Genomic DNA, 23,508 nt, shown 5'->3' with positions numbered 1-23,508 from the left:
GAGGGACATGGTGGACGTGCCGGTCAGCCCTTGACGGCGCCGAGCATCACGCCGCGGACGAAGTACCGCTGGACGAAGGGGTAGACCACGAGGATCGGCAGGGTCGTGAGCACGATCGTCACGGCCTTGAGCGTCGCGTCGGCCTGCACCTCGTCGGCCTCGGAGATGACGCCGACGTTCTCCGCGCCGGTGGCCCCCGCGATCAGGTTGCGCAGATAGACGGTCACCGGCCACAGCTCCTGCTGGTCCATGTAGAGGAAGGCGGCGAACCAGGAGTTCCAGAAGGCCACGGCGTAGAACAGCACCATCGTGGCGACGATCGCCTTCGACAGCGGCAGCACGATGCGCAGCAGGATGCCGTACGTGTTGAGGCCGTCGACGGCCGCGGCCTCTTCCAGGTCGGTGGGCAGACTCTCGAAGAACGCCTTCATCACCAGCAGGTTGAACACGTTGATCGCGTTGGGCACCGCGATGGCCCAGACGCTGTTCTTCATGCCCAAGCTGGTGACCAGCACGTAGTTGGGGATCAGGCCGCCGGTGAAGAACATGGTGAACACCGCGATACCGATCAGAGCCGTACGGCCCCGGAGGTGCTTCTTGGACAGCACGTAGGCGTAACAGGTGGTCAGCACGATCGAGATGGCCGTGGCGACGACCGTGTAGAAGACGGTGTTGCGGTAGTTCGTCCAGAACAGCGAGTCGTTCAGCACGAGGCGGTAGGTGTCCAGGTTGAACCCGCGCGGCACGAGGTTGACCTTGCCGGCGATGAGGTACCGCTCGTCACTGAGCGAGCGGGCCACGACGTTGACGAACGGGAACAGCGTCGCCACCACGACGATGGTGAGCACTACCGCGTTGCACGCCTGGAACACGCGGTAGCCCCGGCTCGGGCGGATTCCGCGCGGCCGGGCGCGGGCGGGCAGGCCGCTGCCGCTGGCCGTGTCGGTGGCGTCGACGGTCACCACAGGCTCGTCCCGACGGTGCGGCGGGCGATCAGATTCGCCGTCAGGACCAGCGTGAGCCCGATGACCGCCTCGAACAGCCCGATGGCGGCGGCGTAGCTGAAGTTGCTGGACCCGAAGCCCATCCGGAACAGGTACGTGGAGAGCACGTCGGCGGTCGGATAGGTCAGCGGGTTGTAGAGCAGCAGGATCTTCTCGAACCCGACCGCCATGAAGCTGCCGATGTTGAGGATCAGCAACGTCACCATGGTGGGGCGGATGCCCGGCAGCGTCACGTGCCAGGTCTGCCGCCACCGGTTGGCGCCGTCGATCCGGGCCGCCTCGTACAGGTCGTCGTCGACGGTGGTGAGGGCTGCGAGGTAGAGAATGGTGCCCCAGCCGACCGTCTGCCAGACCTCGGACGACACGTAGATGGTCCGGAACCACTCGGCTCGTTGCAGGAACGGCACCGCGTCGCCGCCGGTGGCCTGCACGATCTGGTTGATGGTGCCGTCGACCGAGGTCAGCTGCATGACCATGGCCGCCACGATCACGATCGACAGGAAGTGCGGCAGGTAGGACACGGACTGGACGAACCGCCGCAGGCGGCGGGCGCGTACCTCGTTGAGCAGCAGCGCCAGGACGATCGGCAGCGGGAAGCAGAACAGCAGGGTCAGCGTCCCGAGCACCAGCGTGTTGGTGAAGACGTCCCAGAACGTCGGGTCGGTGAGGAACATCCGGAAGTACCGCAGCCCCACCCAGTACTCACCGAAGATGCTGCCGCCGGGCTTGAACCGTCGGAACGCGATGACGTTGCCGATCATCGGGAGGTACCGGAAGACCAGGAAGAACAGCAGAGGCAGGATGGCGAGCGAGTAGAGCTGCCAGTCCCGGCGCAGCGCCTGCCGCCAGGTGCGGCGCCGGCGCGGTGCGGGCGGGGCCCCGACGGTGACCGCCGCCGGAGGGCCGGGTGGCGCCGGTGGCGGTGGCCGTAACGTTCCGGATGTCATCCTCGCCTCCTATGCGGAGTGCGGTACGGCCACCAGGGGCTCGATCCGCACCGACGTGAGTAGTTCCCGCTGGTGCCCGACCTCGCGCTCGGCCCCGGTCAGCCGCAGCGGCAGGGCCGCCGCCATCCCCCCACTCGACCGACCGAACCGCAGCTCCACCGCGCCGGGCTCGACGACGCGCCGACCGGACCGACCGGTGAACGACGCGATGTCGGCCGGGACGCCGAACGTCACGTGCGCCTCCGCCCCGGGCTCCAACGGCACCCGGGCGAAGCCGACGAGCCGGATCACCGGGCGGGTGGTCTGCGCCACCGGGTCGTGCAGGTAGAGCTGCACCACCTCGGTGCCGGCCCGGTCACCCGTGTTGCGGACGGTGATCCGCACCCGCACCTCGCCGTCGACCGGCCAGTCCGTCGTCTCGTCCCGATCCCCATCCGCCGACGGCACGACCGTGGCGTCGGACCACTCGAAGCTGGTGTAGCTCAGGCCGTGGCCGAACGGGTACGCCGGGGTCGTGTCGATGGAGGACACCTTGTTGCGGTGCCCGAGCGGCGGCGACAGGTAGGTGCCCGGCAGTCCGCCGGCGTCGCGGGGAACGCTGACCGGCAGCCGCCCGGACGGGTTCACCGCGCCGATGAGCACCTCGGCGAGCGCCTGCCCGCCGAGCTGGCCGGGGAAGAACGCCTGCACGACCGCCGCCGCGGCGTCGAACTCCGGGCCGAGCGCGTACGGCCGGCCGGTCATCAGCACCAGCACCACCGGGGTGCCGGTGGCGAGGACGGCCCGCACGAGGTCGGCCTGCACCCCGGGCAGCCGCAGGTCGGCGGCGTCGCAGCCCTCACCGGAGGTGCCCCGGCCGAACATTCCCGCCCGGTCGCCGACGGCGAGCACACACACGTCGGCGGCGGTGGCCGCGGCGACCGCGGCCGGGATGCCCGAGGTGTTCTCGCCGGTGATGGCGCAGCCCGGCTCGTGGGTGAGCAGGGGGACGCGGCGGGCCAGTTCCTCGCGCAGCGAGGCGATGTCCAGGCCGAGGCCGTGGTCGCTGTGGTTGACGCCGACGTGGTTGGGGAAGGAGTAGCAGCCGAGCATGGCCATCGGGTCGTCGGCGACCGGACCCACCAGGGCGACGCGGCTCGCGACGGGCAACGGCAGGACACCGTCGTTGCGCAGCAGGACGACGGACTCGCGGGCCAGGCGTACGGCGACGTCCCGGCTGGCCTCGTCGTCGAGGCGCAGGTCCGCGACGTCGTCGGGCACCTCGCGCCAGTCCTCGTCGAGCAGGCCGAGCTCGATCTTCTGGATCAGCACCCGACGCAACGCCCGGTCGATCAGCGCCTCGTCGACCTCGCCGGCGCGGACCGCCTCCACCAGCGCGTCGCCGAAGGCGTCCACGGTGGGCAGTTCCACGTCGATCCCGGCGCGCAGGGCCAGGTGGGCGGCGTCGGCGGCGCCCTCGGCGACACCGTGCAGAGTCTGCAGGAACCGCACGGCGAAGTAGTCGGCGACCACGGTGCCGGTGAAACCCCACTCGTCGCGCAGCAGCCCGGTCAGCAGGTGCTCGTCGGCGGCGGCCGGCATGCCGTCGATCTCGGCGTAGGAGTTCATCACCGACCGCGCTCCGCCGAGGCGCAGGGCCATCTCGAACGGCGGCAGGATGACGTCGGCCAGCTCGCGGCGCCCCATCGACACCGGGGCGAGGTTGCGGCCACCCCGGGAGGCGGAGTAGCCGGCGAAGTGCTTGAGGGTGGCGACCACGCCGGCGTTCTCCAGGCCCCGCACGTACGCCGCGCCGGTCGTCCCCACCAGGTACGGGTCCTCCCCGATCGTCTCCTCGGTGCGGCCCCAGCGGTAGTCGCGGGTGACGTCGACGACGGGCGCGAGCCCCTGGTGTACGCCAGCGGCGCGCATCGACCGGCCGATCCGGCCGGCCATCTCCTCGACCAGGTCGGGGTCGAACGACGCGCCCCAGGCCAGCGGGGTCGGGTAGACGGTGGCCCGCCAGGCCGCGAACCCGGTGAGGCACTCCTCGTGCACCTGGGCGGGAATGCCGAACCGGCTGGCGGCGACGATCTGCGCCTGGGAGGCCGCCAGCGACCGGGCGCCGAGCACCGGGTCGACCGGCGCGGTGCCGAACGGCCGGGTGAGCTGGCCCAGCCCGTGGGAGATGACGCTGTCCCAGGCCGGCGTCTCGGCGACCATGTCGGACTGGTGTGGGGCGACGCCCTCGCCGGAGGCGTCGGCGCCGACCCAGACGCCGACGAGCTGGGCGATCTTCTCCTGCACCGACATCAGCGGGAGCAGCGCCTCGGCCCGCTCGGCCGGTGACAGCCGCGCGTCGCGCCACGGTGTGGCGTCGCGGGACGTCGGTTCGCCGTCGGCGGGCAGCTGACTTCTCATGCCGAGACCCCTTAGCTCCGGCCACGTTCCCGCACCCTCGTGGGACCGGTCCGTGGCGGACGTGTGCGATCCGAAACTTTCCGGAAACCCAAGCAACCTTTTCGGCAACCTAAGTCCACCGCCCGGATGTAGTCAAGGGGCTCGATCGGTCGCGGAACGGCTCCTTCGTACGGTCAGTGGCACTGGCCATTGCGCTCGGTCATGACCGGGCCCGGGAACCGCCGCAGCCGCGCCTGAGCTACGGCCACATCGACCGTCCTGACCGACTGATCGTGTTAAGGTCTTCCGAAAATTTCGACGCTGCATGAGGCTGCGATGACAGAGCACCGCCCGCTCGACCCACCCGCCTCCACCACCATCGCGACGATCGCCCACGACGTCGGCGTGTCGGTCGCCACGGTGTCCAAGGTCCTCAACGGCCACGAGGATGTCGCCCCCGGCACCAGGGCACGGGTCGAGGAGAGTCTCGACCGTCACCGGTACCAGCGCCGCGCCCGGCGATCGCCCGGCGCGGGGCGGATCGATCTCGTGTTCCACGAGTTCGACACCGGCTGGGCGATGGAGGTCCTGCGCGGCGCCGAGGCGGTCACCAGCATCGCCGGCATCGGCCTCGCGGTCTCCCAACTCGACGGCGCGCACCGCCCACCGCAACGGTGGCTCGACACGCTGCTCAGCCAACGCCCGCTGGGTGTGCTGCTCGTCCTCTGCCACCTGACCGAGACGCAGCAACAGCAGCTGCGACGCCAGGGCGTCCCGTTCGTCGTGATCGACACCGACAGCGCGACCTCGGCCTCCGTGCCCACGGTCGGGTCGAACAACTGGAACGGCGGCCTGCTCGCCGCTCGACACCTGCTGGAGCTGGGCCACCGCCGAAACGCCGTCATCTCCGGGCCGCCCGACGTGCTGTGCAGCCGGGCCCGAGCCGCGGGCTTCCAGCACGCGCACGAGGAGATCGGGTTGACCGTCGACCGCGAGCTGGTCCGCTACGGCAGCTTCTCCGCCGGGGCCGGGCACGCCCACGGGCTCGAGCTGCTGAACCGGCCGGACCGCCCCACGGCGATCTTCGCCGGCTCGGACACGCAGGCCATGGGGGTGCTCCGGGCCGCCCGGCAGTGCGGCCTGCGGGTCCCCGAGGACCTCTCCGTGATCGGGTACGACAACCTGCCGGTCGCCACCTGGACCGATCCGGCTCTCACCACAATCAACCAGCCGCTGCGCGACATGGCGGGCATCGCCACCCAGATGCTGCTCGGCCTGGTCGGCGGCACCGCCCCGGCGACCAGCCGGATCGACCTGGTGACCGAGTTGGTCGTCCGGGAGAGCACCGCACCCCCCGCCCAACAGCTCTGACCCTGCGAGGAACCGTGCCGTACTCCGACCCCGCCCTCGCCGAGCTTGAGCGATACGTGCCGACCGTCGCCGAGCCCGAGGACTTCGACCAGTTCTGGCGTGGCACCCTCGCCGAGGCGGCCACCCGTGCGGTGCTCGTGGACGTCCGCTCCGAACCCACCGACCTGCGCCTGCTCGACTCCTGGGACGTCACGTTCGCCGGCTTCGGCGGTGACCCGGTGCGAGCCTGGTACACCCGCCCGGCGGGTGTGCGCGGACCGCTGCCCGCCGTGGTGGAGTACGCCGGCTACGGGCGCGGACGCGGCCTGCCGCACGAGCGACTGACCTGGCCGGTCGCCGGGTACGCGCACCTGTTGATGGACAACCGGGGCCAGGCGGGGCAGCACGGCGCCGGCGACACCGCCGACCCGCACGGCAAGCCCGGTGGCCCCTGGCCGGCCACCTGGGGAATCCTCGACCCACACGACTACCACTACCGACGGCTGATCACCGATGCGGTCCGGGCCGTCGAGGCGGTTCGCGCCCTGCCCGGGGTCGACGCGAGCCGGGTCGCCGTGGTCGGCAACAGCCAGGGCGGCGGCCTGGCCCTGGCGCTGGCCGGCCTCGTCGACGACCTCGCTGCGGTGCTGGTGACGGCCCCGTTCCTCTGCGACGTCCAGCGCGCCATCACGCTCAGCGACGTGTCGCCGTACGGTGAGATCGGCCGGTACCTGGCGGTGCACCGGGAGGCCGAGGACGCGGTCCGGCGCACGTTGTCCTACGTCGACGGGGTGACCTTCGCCCGGCGGGCCACCGCGCCGGCGCACTTCGGCGTCGGCCTGCGCGACAGTGTCTGCCCGCCGAGCACCGGCTTCGCCGCCTACAACCAGTACGGCGCCGCGACCGGACGGCCCGTCCCACCGCAGCGGGAGATGCACGTCTACCCGTTCAACGGCCATGAGGGCGGCGAGGCCGTGCACGTCCGGCGGCAGCTGCGCTGGCTCGCCGCGAGGCTCGCGCCGACCGAGGTGACGGGCCAGGATTGACCGCCTCGTCCACTCCCGACCATCGCCCACGTTCGATGCATTGCCGGTGTTAGCGATAACAAGCTATGGTGCGTCCAGGCGGGGTGCAGGGCACATCCCGGCCAGGGCTCATCGATCCGTCGCTCCGACCGTCGATGACCAGAGCGTACGACCAGCGGGATGACGTCCGGGTTCCTGGTCCTCGCGCAGCTCACTCTCGCGTACCGCGCGGTTCCGCCTCGTCGGTGGGCCGCCGATGTCGTGCCCCCACCACCTGAGGAAGCCCCATGAGCAGACCGATCCTTGGCAACCCCGTCCCCCCGCCGCCCGCCACCACCGCGACGACGTCGAGGCCCCGCCGGGCCCGACTGTGGTGGGCGGCCCTGGCCGCCGTCGCGGCCATGACCGCGGCCGTCCCGGTGGCGACCGCGCCCGCGAGCGCCGAGTCCAACGGCGGGGTACGTGTCATGCCCCTCGGCGACTCGATCACCGACGGCTTCAACGTCGCCGGTGGCTACCGGATCGAACTCTGGCAGCGGTTCGTCTCCGGCGGATACCGGATCGACTTCGTCGGTTCCGGGTTCAACGGCCCGGCCAGCCTCGGTGACCACGACCACGAGGGCCATTCCGGGTGGACGATCGCCCAGATCGACGCCAACGTCGTCAACTGGCTGCGGGCCACGAACCCGCGGACCGTGCTGCTGCACATCGGCACCAACGACATGTACGGGGACACGTCCGGCGCCCCGGCTCGTCTGGCCACCCTGGTCGATCGCATCACCAACACCGCACCGAACGCGGAGGTGTTCGTCGCGACGATCATCCCGAAGTCCGGCGCGGACACCCAGGTCCGCGGCTACAACGCGGCGATCCCGGGGATCGTGCAGACCCGGGCCGCCGCCGGCAAGCGCGTCCACCTGGTCGACATGTACCGCGCGCTGACGCTCAGCGACCTGGCCGACGGCGTACACCCCAACGCCACGGGTTACCGCAAGATGGCCGTCGCCTGGTACGACGCCCTGCGCACGGTGCCCGGCAGCATCGGGGGCGACACGCCGCCGACCACCGCACCGACCACCACCGCACCACCCACCACGGCACCGCCGACCACGGCACCGCCCACCACCGCGCCACCCACCACCGCGCCGCCGACCACGCCCCCGCCGTCCGGGGGATGCCGGGTCACGTACACGGTCAACGCCTGGAACAGCGGGCTCACCGCGGCCGTGTCGGTGACCAACACCGGCAGCAGCGCGGTCAACGGTTGGGCCCTGGCGTTCACGCTGCCCGACGGCCAGACCATCACCAGCGGCTGGAACGCCACCTACTCCCCGTCGAGCGGGGCGGTGACCGCACGCAACGTCTCCTACAACGGCACCATCGCCCCGAACACGTCGGTCGACATCGGCTTCCAGGCCACCCACACCGGCAACGCCGGTCGGCCGTCCGCCTTCACGCTCAACGGCACCGCCTGCGCGGTCGCCTGACCCTCGTACCCGACGCGGGACGCGGGGGCGGCGAGGCTTCTTCTCGCCGCCCCCGCAGGTACGGGTGGCTCAGGACGCGTAACGGTCGGACGCCGAGCGCCGCGCCGCTCGGCGTCCGGATCTGCCCACGCGCGGATGGCCTGGCGGAGAAGTACTAGCTCTGTTCGGCTGCGCCGTACCTCACCGGACTGAGATCGGCGGGCAGGTTGCGCGCGGCCAATGACACGGCCTCCTCCGCTGTAGCGGTCTCACCGAGTTCCTGTCCCATGTAGCCCATCGTGACGATGTAGTCCTTGCCTCGCCCGGCATGCAAGCACACCAGGAGATCACGGGAGAGGCTGGGCCGGGTGCTGGTGGAGAACCGCAGAGACCAATGGCTGGTGAACGGGTAGAGCTGCCGGAGCCTTGGCTCGGCGTACGCGGCCTCGATGAGCGCGTGGTACTCGGGCCAGTTCACCTCCGCTGCCTCCGTACGCAGGTGCCGCCACTCCGATTCGACCAGCCCTGCCGGATCGCGGTCGGGCACCTCGAACCGTCCAGTCAGTTTCACGAACGACGCAGCCTGGGGGATCTCGGTCAGGTGCGCTCCGTCATGCCAGGCCTGCGCGGCTCGCGCCACCTGACCGAGATCCACCGTGTCTCCTTCGATCAAGGCCAGACCTTGGTCGCGCTCGCAACTGCGAATAGACCACCGCCGCTCTACGTAGCTGGCGGACACCTTCAACTCCTCACGATGCGGGAGGGTGGTCGGAACGACAGCGCCATGCAACGAATTGGACGCCGTAACCGGCACGCGAATGGACAGCCCTTGCCGGATGGCGACGGCTCGCAACGCCGCCGCAAGGCTGCCCTCGGCAGCAACCTCCGGATAGAGAACAACAGGATCGGGGTAGGTCGGCACGGCTCACGATTCTGCCCCACCACGCTGCCGGGACAGCCGCGAGACGGCCGGGATCGAGTCGACTCGAAGCACCCGCTCTTGCCGCGATCCGCGTGGTCATGGCTCCCCTCTCTGTCAAGACACCGCCAGGAGGAGAGTTCTATCCTGGGTTTCGGCGGGTCCAGGAAGTGACTTCTCCGAAGAGCCGGCTGGGGGATGAGGGTCGGTCGCGCTGGAGCCAGTTGTCGTTCCCCGTTGTCCTCCCGGGCCCGCTGCCGGCCGCCGCCGACGACGGTCTCGTCGCGGGCCATGACCTCGATCGTTACCGAGCGCTTGTGCGGGTCCATCCCGCTGACCACACGATCTGACGTGCCACTCACCGCGTCCTCCGATGCTCGATCCACCTGGGTTGTCGAGCCGGGAGGGCAACGCTACTTCGAGCCGAGCAAACCCCTCTTGAGCCTCTCCCCGCCATGGGGCGACGCCCGGGCCGCGCAGGCCAAATGAGAGCCACACGACCAGCGTGGGCAACCGAAATGAGAACGACAGCCCGGGTGCCTCGACCGAAGCCTGGCCGGGCCGGGCCACGGTCGCAGGTCAATGAAACAAGTAGCCGAGATGAGTGCACAGATCACAGAACACTCGGCCTGAGCCGGCGGACTTTATCGAAGACCGAAGTCGCTAGGAGCCTCGGCCGCTTTGGCTCTGAACGCCTTATCCAGATTCTCATCCGCTGGGCCGAGAAGGTCATAGAACTGACGTTCCCGCGATCCAGCGTATTCGACATCTGACTCATGGTTCAAGACGTCAGCCAGGAGGTCAGCAAGCTCGGACAGGCGGAAGTAGCGCATCGCGTCGATCGCCCGTCTCAGGCGGAAAGGTTCGTTGACTTCCACGGCGAAGCCCAAGCCGCCGCCCATGGCCGAGTTGTAGACACGTAGCAGGAAGGAAAGGTGCGCAATCCCCAGCGGAGTTCCTTCAGGCGCTTCACCGTCAGCCCCATAGTCGCAGGCACGGTTCCAGATGACGGCGGGATCGTCCAACACGGACCACCTCCACGTCTCATCCAACTCGTCCATCATGGGCCACCGAGTTCCTCTTACTCGCGCCGATACATCGCACGATTCAATCACGCTAGCCCCCTACTCGTCGCGCGACCTCTTCTGCCGCGTCCGGGCGTTACTCGGCGTATCCGCGGGACTGAATTGGTGTAGCCGTATTCGGGCTCGGGTCGATATCGTCGCGCCGTGGTGCAATCCAGGCGGTACCCCTATGTCGGTCCGGCCGAGTTCCGTGACCGGGCGTCCGACTGACGGCATCCGGATCTGCCGCTGAGTGTGCGCGGATCTGTCGAAAGTCGTATGTCGGATCGCGCAGGCGTACCTCGGCGGGCCGTCGGCCAGGCCCGCGTCGCCAGGGTCACGGCTCACCCAGGTCAATACCGGAAGACCTGCTCGGACACTCGGAACGTCGTGCTGCACTGCGTGCAGGTGGCACGGCCGAACAGGTAGGTGAGGGCAATGGCGACGGACTGCTGCCCGGCCTGCACGCTCATCAGATGCAGCCGTTGACCGACGCCGTTCAACTCGTCCGGTTCGGTCGGCAGTAGCGGTGTCTGCTCGACGTCCGGCTTCGTGGCGTAGTCCTCGTGGGTGGCGAAACACCCATCCTCGCCGAAGGCCACGAACAGCGACGTCTCGCACTGCGGGCACTCGACCTCGATCTCGTCGTGCACGATCCGATCGAGCTCCGCCCCCCAGAGCTCGTCACCCTCCAGCGCCATCACCGCCTGCAGACGGAAGACGAACGAGTGCCGGTCGGTCGGTGTGGCAAGCCAGTCGTTGGTCAGCCGGTGCATGGTTGCGAACACTTCGGCGTATCGCGGCCAGTTAGCCTCATCAAGATCCGCTGCGATCTTGCCAGCAAGCATCAGAACGTTGTCGCGGCCGGCCGGTGCGTACCGGCCCGCGAGGTCGGCCAACCGCGGGATCAGGAAGGCTTCGTCCGCCTCGGAGAAACCTTCGTGGCACGCCTTCTCGTACAGCGAGTCCCAAGCATCTGCGTACGAATCGGCCGCAGCGGTCGCCAGCAACTCGTCGACCTTCGTCACGGCATGAATCTAACCAGGTCGCCGCGCCGGATCGTGCCGACGACGACAGCGCTCGGGGTGGGCGGCGAGCACGATGGACCCTGCGTACGCTGCCGTGGTGCAGATCGATCTGGTTGCCCTGATCGTTGACGAGTACGAACCCGCGATCGCGTTCTTCACCGACATACTCGGCTTCGATCTCGTCGAGGATTCCCCATCGCTGACCACTGACGGGCGGCCCAAGCGTTGGGTCGTCGTCCGGCCGCCGGGTGCCCAGACCGGGATTCTCCTCGCTCGCGCCGACGGAGAACACCAACGTGCCGCAACTGGTAACCAGGTAGCCGGCCGAGTCGGGTTCTTCCTCCGAGTCGACGACTTTGACGCCACTTACCGACGGATGGCCGAGGCCGGTGTCACCTTCGTCCGGGAGCCAAGGGCCGAGCCCTATGGCCGGGTCGCGGTCTTCCTCGACATCGCCGGCAACCGGTGGGACCTCCTCGGATGCGCATGACGTCGCCGCAGTTGTCAGTCGAGGCGCCCAGGTCAGACGTCCTGATGTGCCGCTGAGTGTGCGCGGATCTGCCGATGAGAGGTCATCCAGGGTTCAGCGCTCACAGATGTCGCTGGTATGGCAGGTCGCGGTGTCGACTCCCTCGTCACCTGGCATCAAGTGCCGCCCGGCCTATCTTCAGATAATCAGGTCCTCGGACGAAGAACAAGACTTGATCTTGTAGCGCGGTGGTTCCACGCTGTGACACATGAGATGGGACCCCGTCACCACGCTCCAACGCGCCCTGTGGATCGGCGGCGGCCAGTGGGCCGGCAAATCCACTGTCGCTGGCATTCTCGCTGAGCGGTGCGGCCTCACCCATTACCACTACGACTACCACGACGCTCGCGGCCATGATGATCGGCGGATAGCACAGCGGGTCCGTCGCGGCGAGTCCCCAACCGGGCCGGACTGGGAGGCAGTCTGGATCCAAGCAACGCCAGAGGAGATGGCAGATCAGGTCATCGCCGACTTCCCGGACCGTTTCCAGTGGGTGCAAGACGACCTGCGTGCCCTCGTCTCCCCTCGGCCCATCCTTGCTGAGGGCTGGGGGCTACGCCCAGAACTGGTCGCGCCGGTCGCCGGCTCTATCGGCCGGATGGTGGTCATGGTCGCGGCCGAGGAGTTCCGGCAACGCCAGGTCGCTCGGCTACCCCGTGCCGGCGCCCTCGGTCATCAGGTCAGCGACTCGCAACTCGCTCAACGCAACCGCGTCGAGCGTGATCGGTTGATCGCCGCAGACGCGGTCCGCAACGCGCACCGATTGGGGGTCCGCGTCATCGAGGTCGACGGATCACGGGACGCCGAAGCCGTGGCCGACCTAGTGGCCGAGCACTTCGCGCCGTTCCTGCCCGAGCAGCCTTGAACGTGTAACTCATCTGCCGCTGGTCGGGCGCGAGCGCGACCACCCTCAGCGGTGACGGATGTCGTCGGCAGGGCGGTCCGTCAGGCGATATGGGAAGGTGCTCGACAGACGTCGTCGCCCCTTCTGGAACGTCGACCTCTCGACGCTCCAGCCGCACCTGCTTGTGCACCTGGACCCGTACGCCGACAGTCGGCGACGTTCCACCGGACTCCAGCCCATGCACGGCGACGGGGCCATGCGCGAGCGGCCGACCGGCCGCGGTGTCGGTCGGCCACTCCACCGGTCAGAAGCCTCGTGGTCGACGGGAGCGGCGACCAGGCGGGCGAGCCTGCCGCCTGCGTTGAGCGCCTGGTCGAGGTGGCGAGCGGTCTCGAAGGTGGCTGCCTGGCTGCCATTCTCCAGTTCGTGGAGGTGGCTCTTGCCGCGGTGAGTGAGCTGGGCGAGCGCCCGCAGGGACAGGCCGGCCTGCTCACGAAGTTGCCGGAGTGTGGCGCCGAAGCGTGGTCGACGTGGGCCGTCATGGCGGTGCTCCCGGTAGAGGACGGGAATGGCGGCACCGCCGGCCTCTACACCGGCGGGCCGCCATGTCGAAGGTACCGTCCTTGTGCGTAGCCCGTCACGCTCCGCGCCCGGAGACGCACCCTCAGCGCCTGACAGCTATGCCGTCCGGACGACCGCTCAGCGGCCCGCCTCGCCATAGAGGCGGCTCACCGTCTCGGCGACGCACACTGGCTTGCCCCCGGCGTCGCTCTCCACGGTCACCGCCGTGACCATCTGCACCCCACCACTGACCGGTGACACCTCCGCGATGACGGCGGTGGCCCGCACGGCGGCGCCGACCCGCAGCGGCGCGGGGAAGCGCACCCGGTTCAGCCCGTAGTTGACTCCCATCGCGACCCCCTCGACGCGGTACAGCTGACCGGCCAACGTCGGCAACAGCGACAGGGTCAGGTAGCCGTGCGCGATCGTGGCGCCGAACGGCCCGGCCGCCGCGCGTACCGGGTCGATGTGGATCCACTGGTGGTCGTCGGTGGCGTCGGCGAAGAGGTCCACGCGGTCCTGCTCGATCCGCTGCCAGGGGCCGGGCCCGAGGGTCTCGCCGACCGCGGTGGTCAGCTCGTCGACGGAGGTGAAGACTCGCATCCGGGTGTCCTTAGAGCTAGAAGGCGTTGACGCCGGTGAGCGCGCGTCCGATCAGGAGCTGTTGGATCTGGCTGGTGCCCTCGTAGAGGGTGGCCACCCGCGCGTCGCGCAGGTACTTGCCGACCGGGTATTCGTCGATGTAGCCGTACCCGCCGAAGACCTGGACCGCGTTGTTGGCCGCGCGGACGGCGGCCTCGCTGGCGAAGAGCTTCGCCATCGACGCCTCGGTGGCGAACGGCTGGTCGCGGTCGATCAGGTCGGCGACCTGCCAGACCAGCAGGCGGGCGGCCGCCGTGTCGACGGCGATGGCCGCGAGCAGCTGCTGGACGAGCTGGTGCCCGGCGATCGGCTTGCCGAACTGGGTCCGCTGCCCGGCGTAGCCGACCGCCGCGTCGAGGCAACCCTGGGCGATGCCGACGCAGCCGGCCGCCACCGACATCCGCCCCTTGGCGAGGGTGGCCAGGGCCAGCCGGAAGCCGGCGCCCTCGGCCCCGAGGCGGGCGGTGTCGGGCACCCGCACGTCGTCGAGACGCAGCTCACCGGTGGCCTGCCCGCGCAGGCCGAGCTTGCCGTGGATCTCGCGCCGGGTCAGGCCCGGACTGTCGGTGGGCACCAGGAACGCGGTGATGCCCCGGTGGCCGGGACCGCCGGTGCGGGCGAAGATCAGGGCGACGTCGGCGGTTGTGCCGTTGGTGATGAACGTCTTCGTGCCGGTGAGCAGCCAGTCGTCGCCGTCGCGGAGCGCGCGGGTGCGCAGCGCGGCGGCGTCCGATCCGCTGTCCGGCTCGGTCAGCCCGAAACAGCCGAGCGCGGCGCCGGAGCAGAGCCGGGGCAGCCACTCGGCCCGCTGCGCGGCCGACCCGTGGGCGGCGATCGACTTGGCGACCAGGCCGAGCGAGACGGACACGATGCCACGCACGGCCGAGTCGCCCCGGCCAAGCTCCTCCAGGACCAGGCAGTACGTGAGGTGGTCGCCGCCGGAGCCGCCGTCGGACTCGGCGATGGTCAGCCCGAGGAAGCCGAGGTCGCCGAGCTTGCCGACGATGGCCGGGTCGACCGACTCGCGCCGATCCCACGTGGCGGCGTGCGGCGTCAACTCCCGGTCGGCGAACTCGGCGGCGAGCTGACGGACCGCCGTCTGCTCGGCGGACAGGGTGAGCTCCATGACGCATAAACTAGCGGTGATAGTTTACGTCGTCCAGACCGGACCGGGCCCGGGCCGCGCTCACCGGTCGGACGCCAGACCGGCGTGCGGCTCGGCGGCGAAGGTCCGGGCCAACTCGGTACGGGAGCGGATGCCCAGCCGGTGGAAGACGTTGCGCAGGTGGTGGTCGACCGTACGGGTGGACAGGAACATCCGGGCGGCGATCTCCCGGTTGGTGGCGCCCTCGGCGACCAGTTGCGCGATCCGCAGTTGCTGACCGGTCAGCAACCGCGCCGCTGGCAGGTCCGGCGGACCGACCGACTCCCCGGCGGCGCGCAGCTCGGCCGTGGCCTGCTCGGCCCAGCGATCCGCGCCGAGCAACGTGAACGTCTCCCGGGCCTGGTGCAGGTGCCCCCGTGCGTCCCGCGGACGCCGGCTGCGCCGCAGGTCCTGACCGAAGAGCAGCTCCGTGCGCGCCCGTTCGAAGGCGCCATCCTCCGTCGGGTGCAGTCGCAGCGCGGTCCGGAACTCCTGCTCCGCCTCGACGCCGCCACGGGGCGCGAGCAGCGCGTGACACCGGGCCGAGAGCGCCCGGCGCAGCGGGCTCGCGGTGCTGCTCGCCCACCTGTCGAAGGCCGCGAGCGCGGCTGTCGCCGCCGGCCGGTGCGGCAGGTGGGCCGCCGCCTCCACCAGGTACGGGGTGGCCATCACCTGGACCAGCACCTGACCCCGGCCGGTGTTGAGCCGGGCCAGCGACGCCAGTCGGGCCGCCGCCTCGGCGTGCCGACCGTCGACGAGGTCGAGCACGGCCAGCGCCCACCCGGCGAGCGCGTGTGGTCGGCTGCCCGGCGTCGGCGTCGGGCCGATCTCGCGGATCCGCCGCAGGCTGGTCTCCCGGTCGGCCCGGACGGCGGCCAGCACGGCGAGCAGGCCCAGGTGGACGTTGGCGCAGTTGAACTGCCCGGTGGCGCGGGCGACCCGCAGCCCGTCGCGGGAGGTCTCCGCCGCGGCCTCGTGCCGCCCCAGCCAGTACTCGGCTACCGCGCGCAGCTCCAACGCCCGGGACAGCATGGACAGCTCGCCCCGTTCCCGCGCCAACCCGACGGCGCGCTCGGCGAGCCGGTGCGCGGCGCCGTCCACGGCCACCACCAGCCCGGCCGCCGCCGCGCAGGTGAGCGCGGTCGGGGTCAGCGCCGGCCCGGCCAACCGGCCGCCCAGCACGACGGCTCGGCGCAGCGCAGGCCCGGCCCGCTCGTGGTCACCCCGCAGCGTGGCGGCCACCCCGGTGACGAGGCATCCCGCCAGCTCCACGGCCGGCGGGTCGTTCGGGTGCCGCAGGGCGGCGGCCCGGCGGCCCACCTCCGCGTACCGGTACTGGTCGCCGGCGAAGCACACGGCCTCGCCGGCCCGCGCCAGCGCCTCCATGGCCACGGCGCGGTCGGTCCCGGCCACCGTACGCGCGGCGGACAGCAGCGTGGCCGCCGCGCCGGCGGCGTCGTCGCAGCGCAGTTGCAGCTCGCCGCGCAGCAGCCCGGCGTGCCCGGTGACGGTCGGGTCCGCGCAGGTCGCGCGGAGGCGGTCGAGCAGGAGCCGCGCCTGGCCGGGTTGCCCGGCGGTCCAGGCGTACCTGGCGGCGGCGAGCAGACGCGCGGCGACGTCGCTCGGGCTGTCGCTGAGCGCGGCGGCCCGGCACAGCGCGGCCGACGCCACGGCCCAGCCGTCGCGACCACCGGCCGCCGCCCGCTCCAACTCGGCGGCGAGGGCCGGATCGGCGCCCGCCGTCGCGGCGGCGAGGTGCATCGCCCGCAGCAGCCGTTGCCCGTGCGGGTCGAGCACCTCCGCGAGCAGCCGGTGCGCGGCCCGCCGCTGGGCCAGCGGCGCACCGGCCGCGACCATCGTGCGGGCCAGCGGCTGCGCGAACGTGACGCCCCCGGGCTCGACCCGAACCAGGCCGGCGGCCTCGGCCGGGGCGAGCGCCTCGACGGCCAGGCCGGCGGCGTCGGCCGCGCGAACGAAGGTCGCCGGTTCGTCCGACTCGTCGAGCGCGGCGAGCAGCAGCATCCGGCGGGTGTCCGGCGGCAGCCGGTCGAGGCGGGCCCGGTAGGCGCGGGCGAGTGCGCCATCGGCCGGCGGCGCGGCCGGCAGGGGCTCCTCCCCGCGCCACTGCCCGGGGCTCAGCACCTCGGTGAGGTCCACGAGAGCCTGCGGGTTGCCGCCACCGACGGCGGCGAGCGTGGCCGCGACCGGCGCGGCGGGTCGCTCGGGTAGCCGGTCGGTGAGGACGGCGATGCTGTCCCGCTCGCCCAGCGGCGACAGCCGGTGCGCCGCGATGCCGTCGACGGTGGTGCCGACGTCCGCGGTGAGCAGGACGGCCGCCGGCAGGTGCCGTAGCCGGCGGGCGACGAAGGCCAGCACCTGCGCGGTCTGCGGGTCACCCCGGTCGACGTCGTCCATGGTGGCGAGCAGCGGGCGCTCCCGGGCGGCCGCGGCGAGCAGACCGAGGACGGCCACCGACAGGGCCAGCCGGCGTTCGGGCCGGCAGCCCTCGCCGTCCAACGCCCGGCGCAGCAGGTGCCGTCGCGGCTCGGGCAGGGCGGCGGCCCGGTCGAGCACCGGATCGAGCAGGCGTTGCAGGCCGGCGTACGGCAGCGTCGCCTCCTCGGGCAGCCCGGCGCCGGCGAGGACGGTGCAGTCCTTCGCGTACCGCTGGGCGTAGGAGAGCAGCGCCGTCCGGCCCGAGCCCGGCTCGCCGTGCAGGAGCAGAGCCCCACCGCCGTCGGGCACGCCGTCGAGCAGAGTCCGGATGGCTCGGCACTGGTCGTCCCGGCCGCGCAACACGGTTATTTGCACTGAGTATGCAGTAACCATGCGTCCCAGTGTCACCCATCGATCACCGGATGGAAAGAGGGGACGAGCCGGGATCAGTCGGTCGCGACCTCGGCCAGCAGCGCGCCCACCGTCCGGGACATCACCGCGCGGGCCTGGTCCACGCCCAGCCCGAGGCCGTAGCGCAGCATCGACCAGGCCGGCCACATGCTCGCCGCCACCACCGCGTTGAGCAGCTGCTCGCGCCCCCGCCCGGCGTTCGTCAGCTCGGCGGCGAAGAGGTGCTCGACCTCGTCGCGCACCCGGTCGATGTGCTTGAGGCGGTTGCGGTGCAGTTGGTCGGAGACCGGCTCGCGCATCTGCGCGGCCCGCGCCGACGGCGCGATGAGCTGGAGCAGCCGTGCCCGCTGCCGGCAGTACGCGTCGACCCGCTTGGCCAGCGGCAACGCGGGCGAGATCGGCCGGTAGGCGGCATCCTGCTGGCGCAGCACCTCGGCGCCGCTCGCCTCGAAGAGCGTCTCCATGTCCTTGAAGTTGGTCCAGAGTGTGCGCAGTGAGATGCCGGCCCGTTCGGCGATGCGTTCCCCGGTCGGCCGCAGGTCGCCCTCGGCGATGAGTGCCAGGTGCGCCTCGACGATGGCTGCCCGGGTGCGCTCGGCCCGGGCCGTCCGCCCGTCCACCCGCCCCGGGGCCTCGACCCTGTTCATCCGCCCCCGCCCCTTCACCGCCACGACGTCGCCCGGCTCCCCGCCGAGTCTAGACAGGCGATGATCAGGCACCTCCGAGCGCGCACGGGAGGTGTCATCCGGGCCGGCCGGCCAGCGTGACGCCACCGTCGCAGACGATGGTCTGTCCGGTGATCCAGGCGGCGTCGGGGCCGGCCAGGAAGGCGACCGCGCCCGCCACGTCCGGCGCGACACCGAGCCGACCGAGGGGGTACCGCGCCGCGACCTCGTCCTCGCGCCCCTCGTAGAGCGCCGCGGCGAAGCGGGTCTTGACCACCCCGGGGGCGACGGCGTTGACCCGGATCGTCGGCCCCAGCTCGACGGCGAGACTGGCGGTGAGGTGGTTGAGCGCGGCCTTGCTCACGCCGTAGAGGGCGATGCCCGGCGACGGCGCGAGGCCGGCGATCGAGGAGACGTTGACCACGCAGCCGCCCCGCTCGGTCATGCCGGCGGCGCAGACCTCCTGTACCCAGCCCAGCGCGGCGACGAGGTTGACGTCGAGGATCTTGCGGGCGGCGGCCAGGTCCAGCTCGATCAGCGGGCCGTGCACGGGGTTGATGCCGGTGTTGTTGACCAGCAGGTCCACCGGCCCGAACGCCGCGCCGACCTGCCGCACCGCCTCGGCCCGGTGCTCCGGGTCGTCGGCCCGGCCGGGCACGGCCACGGCGTACGCGGGGCCGCCGAGGGCGACTACCGCGTCGGCGAGCGCCTCGGGACGGCGGGCGGTCAGACCCACCCGGGCGCCCTCGGCGACGAGTCGTCGGGCGATGGCCAGGCCGATCCCGCGACTGGCGCCGGTGACGATGGCGACCCGACCCGCGAGTCGACCTGAAATTGCATCCACAGTGCAGATAGTAGGAGGACTGATCGGTGTCGGTCAACGGCCGGCACCCGTCGGCGCCGCGCACGGAATCCGGGCACGCTCGTACGACCCGGAGGCGGTGACCCCCGGGTCGTACGAGGCGATGGCGGGCTCGTCAGGAGACGGTCGGCACCCCGTTCGCCGGTGGCGCGACCGGCGGGGCGCTGTACTCGGTGACCGGCCCGTCCCCGTCGTCGGTCTCGTACGTCGGCCCGAAGTAGCTCTGCACTCCCCCGCTCACCCGGCTCAACCGCTGCCCGCCGTAGCCGGAGTGGTCGTCGGCGGAGAAGCGCAGCGGCGCGAGCCCGGGGCCCTGGAAGCCGCCCTTCTGGACCGCGTCGAGCACCTTCTCGCGGGTGACGTCCTTGCCGGCGGCGAGCAGCACCTGCACGAAGAGGTAGCCGACCGACATGCCGTAGACGGTGTTGCCGTCGAACGGCGCGTCACCGTTGTGCGTCTTGTTGATCTTCGTGAAGAGCTGGATCCACGGGTTCGCGGTGTCGTTCTGCATCGGCAGGTAGTTGGTGCCGACCATGCCCTCCAGCAGCGGGGCGGCGGCGCCGAGCTGCTTGGCCAGGGTCGGGTGGTCGGCGCCGACGTTGGAGACCAGCCACTGCGGCTTGAAGCCCAGCCGTGCGGCGGTGCCGATGGACAGCGCGGTGAAGCCGGGCACGGTCGCCAGCATGACGACCTGACAGCCGGCCGCCTTGAACGCGCCGATCTGCGGCGCGACGTTGGTGTTGCTGGTGACGTACGTCTGCTTGACGGCCACCGCCCCGGCGCCGAGCACCTTCTCCACGCCGGCCAGGCTGTCGCGGCCGAAGTCGTCGTCCTGACCGAGGAAGCAGACCTTCTGGCCGGCCAGGTTCGCCTTCGTGTAGTTGGCGAGGATCTTGCCCTCGATCGTGTAGTCCGGGTTGAAGCCGAACGTGCCGGGATACTTGTCGGGCTGGTCCCAGCTGCGGCTGCCGGAGGCGACGAAGAGATCGGGCACCCGGTTGGTCTTGAGGAAGTCGAGCACACCGGTGTGCGTCGGCGTGCCCAGGCCGTTGAGGATGGCGAAGACCTTGTCCTGCAGGACGAGCTGGCGTACCACCTGCTGGGTGTTCGCCGGGTTGTAGCCGTCGTCCATGATCTTGTAGGTGATCTTCCGGCCGTGCACGCCGCCGTTGGCGTTGACGTAGTCGAAGTACGCCTTCGTCGCCGGGGCGATCTTGGAGTAGCCGGCCGAGGCCGGCCCGGTGAGCGGCATGTGGGTGCCGACGACGATCTCGGTGTCGGTGACTCCCGGCACCGACCCCCCGCCGGAGGTGGGGCCGTCGTCGCCGCCACAGCCCGCGGCGGTGACGAGCAGGGCGATGGTGCTGGCGATCGCGAGACCGCGTCGTGCCGTACGGTGCATGGGAAACACCGACCTTTCTCGGTCCGGTTCTTCTGGGAACGGTGTGGTGGTGAGGCGCCCGGCCGAGGCCGGGCCGGGGACAGCTCAGGAACGCCGCGCCGGCCAGCGGGCCCGCAGCCCTCGGCCGAGACGGGACAGCAGACCCTGCACACCGCCGGGCGCGGCGATCATCACGACGATCAGCGTGCCGCCGAAGATCGCCAGCGGGAGGTTGCCCTCCAGCCGCTGCGCCACCGCCGGCGAGAGGGTGAGCAGCTCGGTCACGGAATGGGTGAGATCGGGCAGGGCGACCAGCAGCACGGCCCCCCACAGCGCGCCGGCGAGGCGACCGAGGCCACCGATCACCACCGCCATCAGCAGGAAGAGTGACAGGGTCAGCGAGAACGCCCCGGGCGAGACGCTCTGCGCGAGCATCGCGAGCAGTCCGCCGCCGAGCCCGGCGGTGGCGGCACTGACCACGAAGGCGAGAACCTGCGTGCGGGCCACGTGGATGCCCGCGAGCCGGGCCGCCACCTCGTCGTCGCGGACCGCCCGGAAGGTCCGCCCGTACCGGCTGCGGATGAGGTTCGCCACCAGCAGCAGGGCCAGCAGGGTGGCAGCGCCCGAGAGCCAGAGCTGCCACCGCTCGTACGGGAAGTACGCGCCGAGCGCCATCGGCGGCGGCTCCACCGGCACCGACAGCCCCTGCTCGCCGTTGAACACGCCGTCGAAGGTGACGGCCAACGCCGGCACCACGACGGCCACGGCGAGCGTCACCCCGGCGAGGTAGGGCCCGCGCAGCCGGGCCGCCGCCACACCGACCACCGCGCCGACCGCGACCGTGCCCAGCACCGCCGCGACCAGCGACAGCGGCAACAGCCAACCGCCGGTCAACCCCCGGTCGGCGAACGCGTTCTGGCACAGGGCCACGGTGTACGCGCCGGTCGCCATCAACGCCCCGTGCCCCAGCGACAGCTGACCGTTGAGCCCGGTGAGGACGGTCAACCCGGCGGTGGCGCAGAGATACGCCGCCACCGTGGCGAGCTGGAAGTTGCGGAACGGCTCGACGGCGTAGCTGACCGCCACCAGCACCAGCCCCACGGCGAGCAGCACGGCGAGGTGCCGCAGCAGCGTGGAGCCGCGTCGCCCGCGGTCGACCGGACGGTCGCCGGTCTGGGCCGGCCGCTGCCTCGGCGGCAGGGCCGCCCGGGTGGCGCTCACACCCGCCTCGCCGCGACCGGGGCGAACAACCCGCCGGGCCGGACCAGCAGCACCGCCAGCAGCAGGACGAGCACCGCCAGCGGGGTGAGGTCGCTGCCGGCGTACCCGCTGACGTAGGAGAGCAGCAGACCCACCACCAGGCCACCGACCACCGCCCCCGGTGGACTGTCCAGCCCGCCGACGACCGCCGCGGTGAACGCCGAGACGAACACCAGGTCCATGGCGTGCGGGTGCAGGCCCAACTCGGTCGGGATGACAAGCATCGCGGCGAGCGCGCCCACGCCGGAGGCGAGCGCCCAGCCGAGCGTCAACATCCCGCCGACGTTGACCCCGAGCAGGCGGGAGACCTCCGGCGCGAAGGCCGCCGCGCGCATCCGCAACCCGACGGCGGTACGCGCGAACATCCAGGCCAACGCGCTGACCACCACTCCGATCGTGGCGAAGACGAACAGGTCGTACGGCGACAGCACGGCCACCCCGCCGACGGTGAGGGCGGACCGGCTGAACGGGACGTCGGCGGGGCGGAACTCGTTGCCGTACACCATGCCCAGCACGGCCTGGAGCACCAGCACCAGCCCGAGCGCGACGATGACCGGGTTGAGCGGCGACGCGTGGTCGACGTGCCGCATCACGACCCGGTCCACCAGCGCGCCGAGCAGCAGGCCGGCGACGATCGCGACCAGGAAGCCGAGCCAGTAGGAGCCGGTCGCGGCGGACACGGAGTACGCGACGTACGCGGCGGCGACGGCCATCGCCCCCTGGGCGAAGTTGACGACCCGCGCCGCCCGCCAGATGAGCACCAGCGCCAGCGCGAACGCGGCGTACACCGCGCCCCGCGACAGACCGTCGACGGTGAGGAAGACGAAGCGGTCCAACAGTCCTCCCTCCAGGGGACGAGGTGGGTCAGAAGCCGAGGTACGCGTGGCGCAGGTCGTCGTCGTCGCGCAGCGTGGCCGCCGGGGCGGCGATCACCACCTGGCCCAGTGACATCACGACGCCCTGGTCGGCCACGGCGAGCGCGCTGCGCACGTTCTGCTCGACGAGCAGCACGGTCAGGCCGGTGCGGTCGCGCAGCTGGCGCAGCAGCGCCATGGTCCGGGCGACCACCCGGGGTGCCAGGCCGAGCGACGGCTCGTCGAGCAGCAGCAGGCGCGGCCGGCCGACCAGTGCCCGGCCCAGCGCGAGCATCTGCCGCTCACCACCGGAGAGCTGGTGGCCGAGGTGCCGGCGACGCCGGGCGAGCGGCTCGAAGAGCTGGTAGACCTCGTCGAGGGCGCGGCCGGCGTCCGCACGGTCCCGCCGCCACAGCCCGCCGAGCCGCAGGTTCTCGTCGACAGTCAACTCGCTGATCACGCCCCGCCCCTCCGGCACGTGCGCCATGCCGCGCCGGACGAGCTGCTCCACCGGCGTACCCCGCAGGTCCTCCCCCGCGAGGACGACCTGGCCGGCGGCCGGACGGATCATGCCGGAGAGCGCCCGCAGCAGCGTCGTCTTGCCGGCGCCGTTGGCGCCCACGACGGCGGCGATCGTGCCGGCCGGCACGGTGAGGTCGACCGCCCGCAACACCGGCGCGGCACCGTAACCGGCCACCAGCCCCCGCACCACGAGCAGATCGGCCGCGCTCACGCTG

The 23,508-nt window shown here is 71.5% G+C and carries 20 protein-coding genes and 1 pseudogene; 5 read left to right on the top strand and 16 right to left on the bottom strand.

Annotation, left to right across the window (positions count from 1 at the left end):
• Positions 1 to 23: 23 nt before the first annotated feature.
• From ACFYPR_RS21085 to ACFYPR_RS21075, 3 genes are read right to left on the bottom strand one after another with little or no spacing between them, the layout of a single operon-like run.
• Positions 24 to 962 carry a carbohydrate ABC transporter permease gene (locus ACFYPR_RS21085; RefSeq protein WP_354861174.1) on the bottom strand — a complete coding sequence of 313 codons (939 nt, stop codon included), beginning with the start codon at positions 960 to 962 and terminating at the stop codon, positions 24 to 26.
• Positions 959 to 1,951, bottom strand: a complete 993-nt coding sequence (locus ACFYPR_RS21080) for an ABC transporter permease subunit (protein WP_354861172.1) — start codon at positions 1,949 to 1,951, stop codon at positions 959 to 961. The genes ACFYPR_RS21085 and ACFYPR_RS21080 overlap by 4 nt, the downstream gene beginning before the upstream one ends.
• 9 nt (positions 1,952 to 1,960) lie before the next feature.
• Positions 1,961 to 4,351, bottom strand: a complete 2,391-nt coding sequence (locus ACFYPR_RS21075) for a glycoside hydrolase family 3 N-terminal domain-containing protein (protein ID WP_387261800.1) — start codon at positions 4,349 to 4,351, stop codon at positions 1,961 to 1,963.
• 315 nt (positions 4,352 to 4,666) lie between these two features.
• On the opposite strand from ACFYPR_RS21075, the gene ACFYPR_RS21070 reads away from it, so the two are divergent.
• The 3 genes from ACFYPR_RS21070 (at position 4,667) to ACFYPR_RS21060 (ending at position 8,192) form a co-directional block, all read left to right on the top strand.
• Complete coding sequence (locus tag ACFYPR_RS21070; RefSeq protein ID WP_387261797.1) at positions 4,667 to 5,701, top strand: LacI family DNA-binding transcriptional regulator; 1,035 nt, start codon at positions 4,667 to 4,669, stop codon at positions 5,699 to 5,701.
• A 14-nt stretch (positions 5,702 to 5,715) separates the two neighbouring features.
• Positions 5,716 to 6,726 (top strand): acetylxylan esterase, encoded by a 1,011-nt coding sequence (locus ACFYPR_RS21065; RefSeq protein WP_387261794.1) that lies wholly within the window; start codon positions 5,716 to 5,718, stop codon positions 6,724 to 6,726.
• 266 nt (positions 6,727 to 6,992) lie between these two features.
• On the top strand, positions 6,993 to 8,192 hold the full coding sequence (locus ACFYPR_RS21060) for a cellulose binding domain-containing protein (RefSeq protein WP_363938613.1): 1,200 nt from the start codon (positions 6,993 to 6,995) through the stop codon (positions 8,190 to 8,192).
• A 154-nt stretch (positions 8,193 to 8,346) separates the two neighbouring features.
• On the opposite strand, the gene ACFYPR_RS21055 is transcribed toward ACFYPR_RS21060, so the two are convergent.
• The 3 genes from ACFYPR_RS21055 to ACFYPR_RS21045 all read right to left on the bottom strand — a co-directional run bounded on the left by ACFYPR_RS21055 (position 8,347) and on the right by ACFYPR_RS21045 (position 11,182).
• Complete coding sequence (locus ACFYPR_RS21055; RefSeq protein ID WP_387185342.1) at positions 8,347 to 9,093, bottom strand: DUF6193 family natural product biosynthesis protein; 747 nt, start codon at positions 9,091 to 9,093, stop codon at positions 8,347 to 8,349.
• Positions 9,094 to 9,734: 641 nt separating this feature from the next.
• Positions 9,735 to 10,118 carry a hypothetical protein gene (locus tag ACFYPR_RS21050; RefSeq protein ID WP_363940311.1) on the bottom strand — a complete coding sequence of 128 codons (384 nt, stop codon included), beginning with the start codon at positions 10,116 to 10,118 and terminating at the stop codon, positions 9,735 to 9,737.
• Between the two features lie 389 nt (positions 10,119 to 10,507).
• Positions 10,508 to 11,182 (bottom strand): hypothetical protein, encoded by a 675-nt coding sequence (locus tag ACFYPR_RS21045; protein ID WP_355066456.1) that lies wholly within the window; start codon positions 11,180 to 11,182, stop codon positions 10,508 to 10,510.
• Positions 11,183 to 11,255: 73 nt separating this feature from the next.
• Here ACFYPR_RS21045 and ACFYPR_RS21040 point away from each other — a divergent pair, with 73 nt between their 5' ends.
• Positions 11,256 to 11,672 carry a VOC family protein gene (locus ACFYPR_RS21040; RefSeq protein ID WP_363940309.1) on the top strand — a complete coding sequence of 139 codons (417 nt, stop codon included), beginning with the start codon at positions 11,256 to 11,258 and terminating at the stop codon, positions 11,670 to 11,672.
• A gap of 247 nt (positions 11,673 to 11,919) precedes the next feature.
• Entirely contained in the window at positions 11,920 to 12,576 is a 657-nt protein-coding gene (locus ACFYPR_RS21035) for a hypothetical protein (protein WP_387261791.1), read from the top strand.
• A gap of 288 nt (positions 12,577 to 12,864) precedes the next feature.
• Here ACFYPR_RS21035 and ACFYPR_RS21030 read toward each other — a convergent pair.
• The 10 genes and pseudogenes from ACFYPR_RS21030 to ACFYPR_RS20985 form a co-directional block, all read right to left on the bottom strand.
• Positions 12,865 to 13,125 (bottom strand): annotated as a pseudogene (locus ACFYPR_RS21030) (helix-turn-helix domain-containing protein); the annotation flags it as partial.
• Between the two features lie 129 nt (positions 13,126 to 13,254).
• Positions 13,255 to 13,719 carry a MaoC family dehydratase gene (locus tag ACFYPR_RS21025; RefSeq protein WP_354861155.1) on the bottom strand — a complete coding sequence of 155 codons (465 nt, stop codon included), beginning with the start codon at positions 13,717 to 13,719 and terminating at the stop codon, positions 13,255 to 13,257.
• 16 nt (positions 13,720 to 13,735) lie between these two features.
• Entirely contained in the window at positions 13,736 to 14,884 is a 1,149-nt protein-coding gene (locus ACFYPR_RS21020; protein ID WP_354861153.1) for an acyl-CoA dehydrogenase family protein, read from the bottom strand.
• Between the two features lie 60 nt (positions 14,885 to 14,944).
• Positions 14,945 to 17,731, bottom strand: a complete 2,787-nt coding sequence (locus ACFYPR_RS21015; protein WP_387261787.1) for an AAA family ATPase — start codon at positions 17,729 to 17,731, stop codon at positions 14,945 to 14,947.
• 53 nt (positions 17,732 to 17,784) lie between these two features.
• The gene (locus tag ACFYPR_RS21010) at positions 17,785 to 18,396 is read right to left on the bottom strand and encodes a TetR/AcrR family transcriptional regulator (protein WP_387185359.1); all 612 of its coding nucleotides are present in this window, start codon (positions 18,394 to 18,396) and stop codon (positions 17,785 to 17,787) included.
• Between the two features lie 94 nt (positions 18,397 to 18,490).
• Positions 18,491 to 19,258, bottom strand: a complete 768-nt coding sequence (locus tag ACFYPR_RS21005; protein ID WP_387261784.1) for an SDR family oxidoreductase — start codon at positions 19,256 to 19,258, stop codon at positions 18,491 to 18,493.
• Positions 19,259 to 19,391: 133 nt separating this feature from the next.
• Positions 19,392 to 20,678 carry an ABC transporter substrate-binding protein gene (locus ACFYPR_RS21000; RefSeq protein ID WP_387261781.1) on the bottom strand — a complete coding sequence of 429 codons (1,287 nt, stop codon included), beginning with the start codon at positions 20,676 to 20,678 and terminating at the stop codon, positions 19,392 to 19,394.
• A gap of 84 nt (positions 20,679 to 20,762) precedes the next feature.
• Positions 20,763 to 21,878, bottom strand: coding sequence for a branched-chain amino acid ABC transporter permease (locus ACFYPR_RS20995; protein WP_354861831.1), 1,116 nt, complete (start codon positions 21,876 to 21,878; stop codon positions 20,763 to 20,765).
• Entirely contained in the window at positions 21,875 to 22,753 is an 879-nt protein-coding gene (locus ACFYPR_RS20990; protein ID WP_355066448.1) for a branched-chain amino acid ABC transporter permease, read from the bottom strand. Before ACFYPR_RS20990 ends, ACFYPR_RS20995 begins: the two co-directional genes overlap by 4 nt.
• Before the next feature lie 28 nt (positions 22,754 to 22,781).
• A complete protein-coding gene (locus ACFYPR_RS20985; protein WP_354861834.1) occupies positions 22,782 to 23,504 on the bottom strand; it encodes an ABC transporter ATP-binding protein in 723 nt (240 codons plus the stop codon).
• Between the last annotated feature and the right edge of the window lie 4 nt (positions 23,505 to 23,508).

It is taken from the genome of Micromonospora sp. NPDC005254, assembly GCF_042872525.1.
GTDB lineage: Bacteria > Actinomycetota > Actinomycetes > Mycobacteriales > Micromonosporaceae > Micromonospora.
Note: the sequence above shows the minus strand (reverse complement) of the source record. Positions and strands in the feature narration are given on the sequence as shown.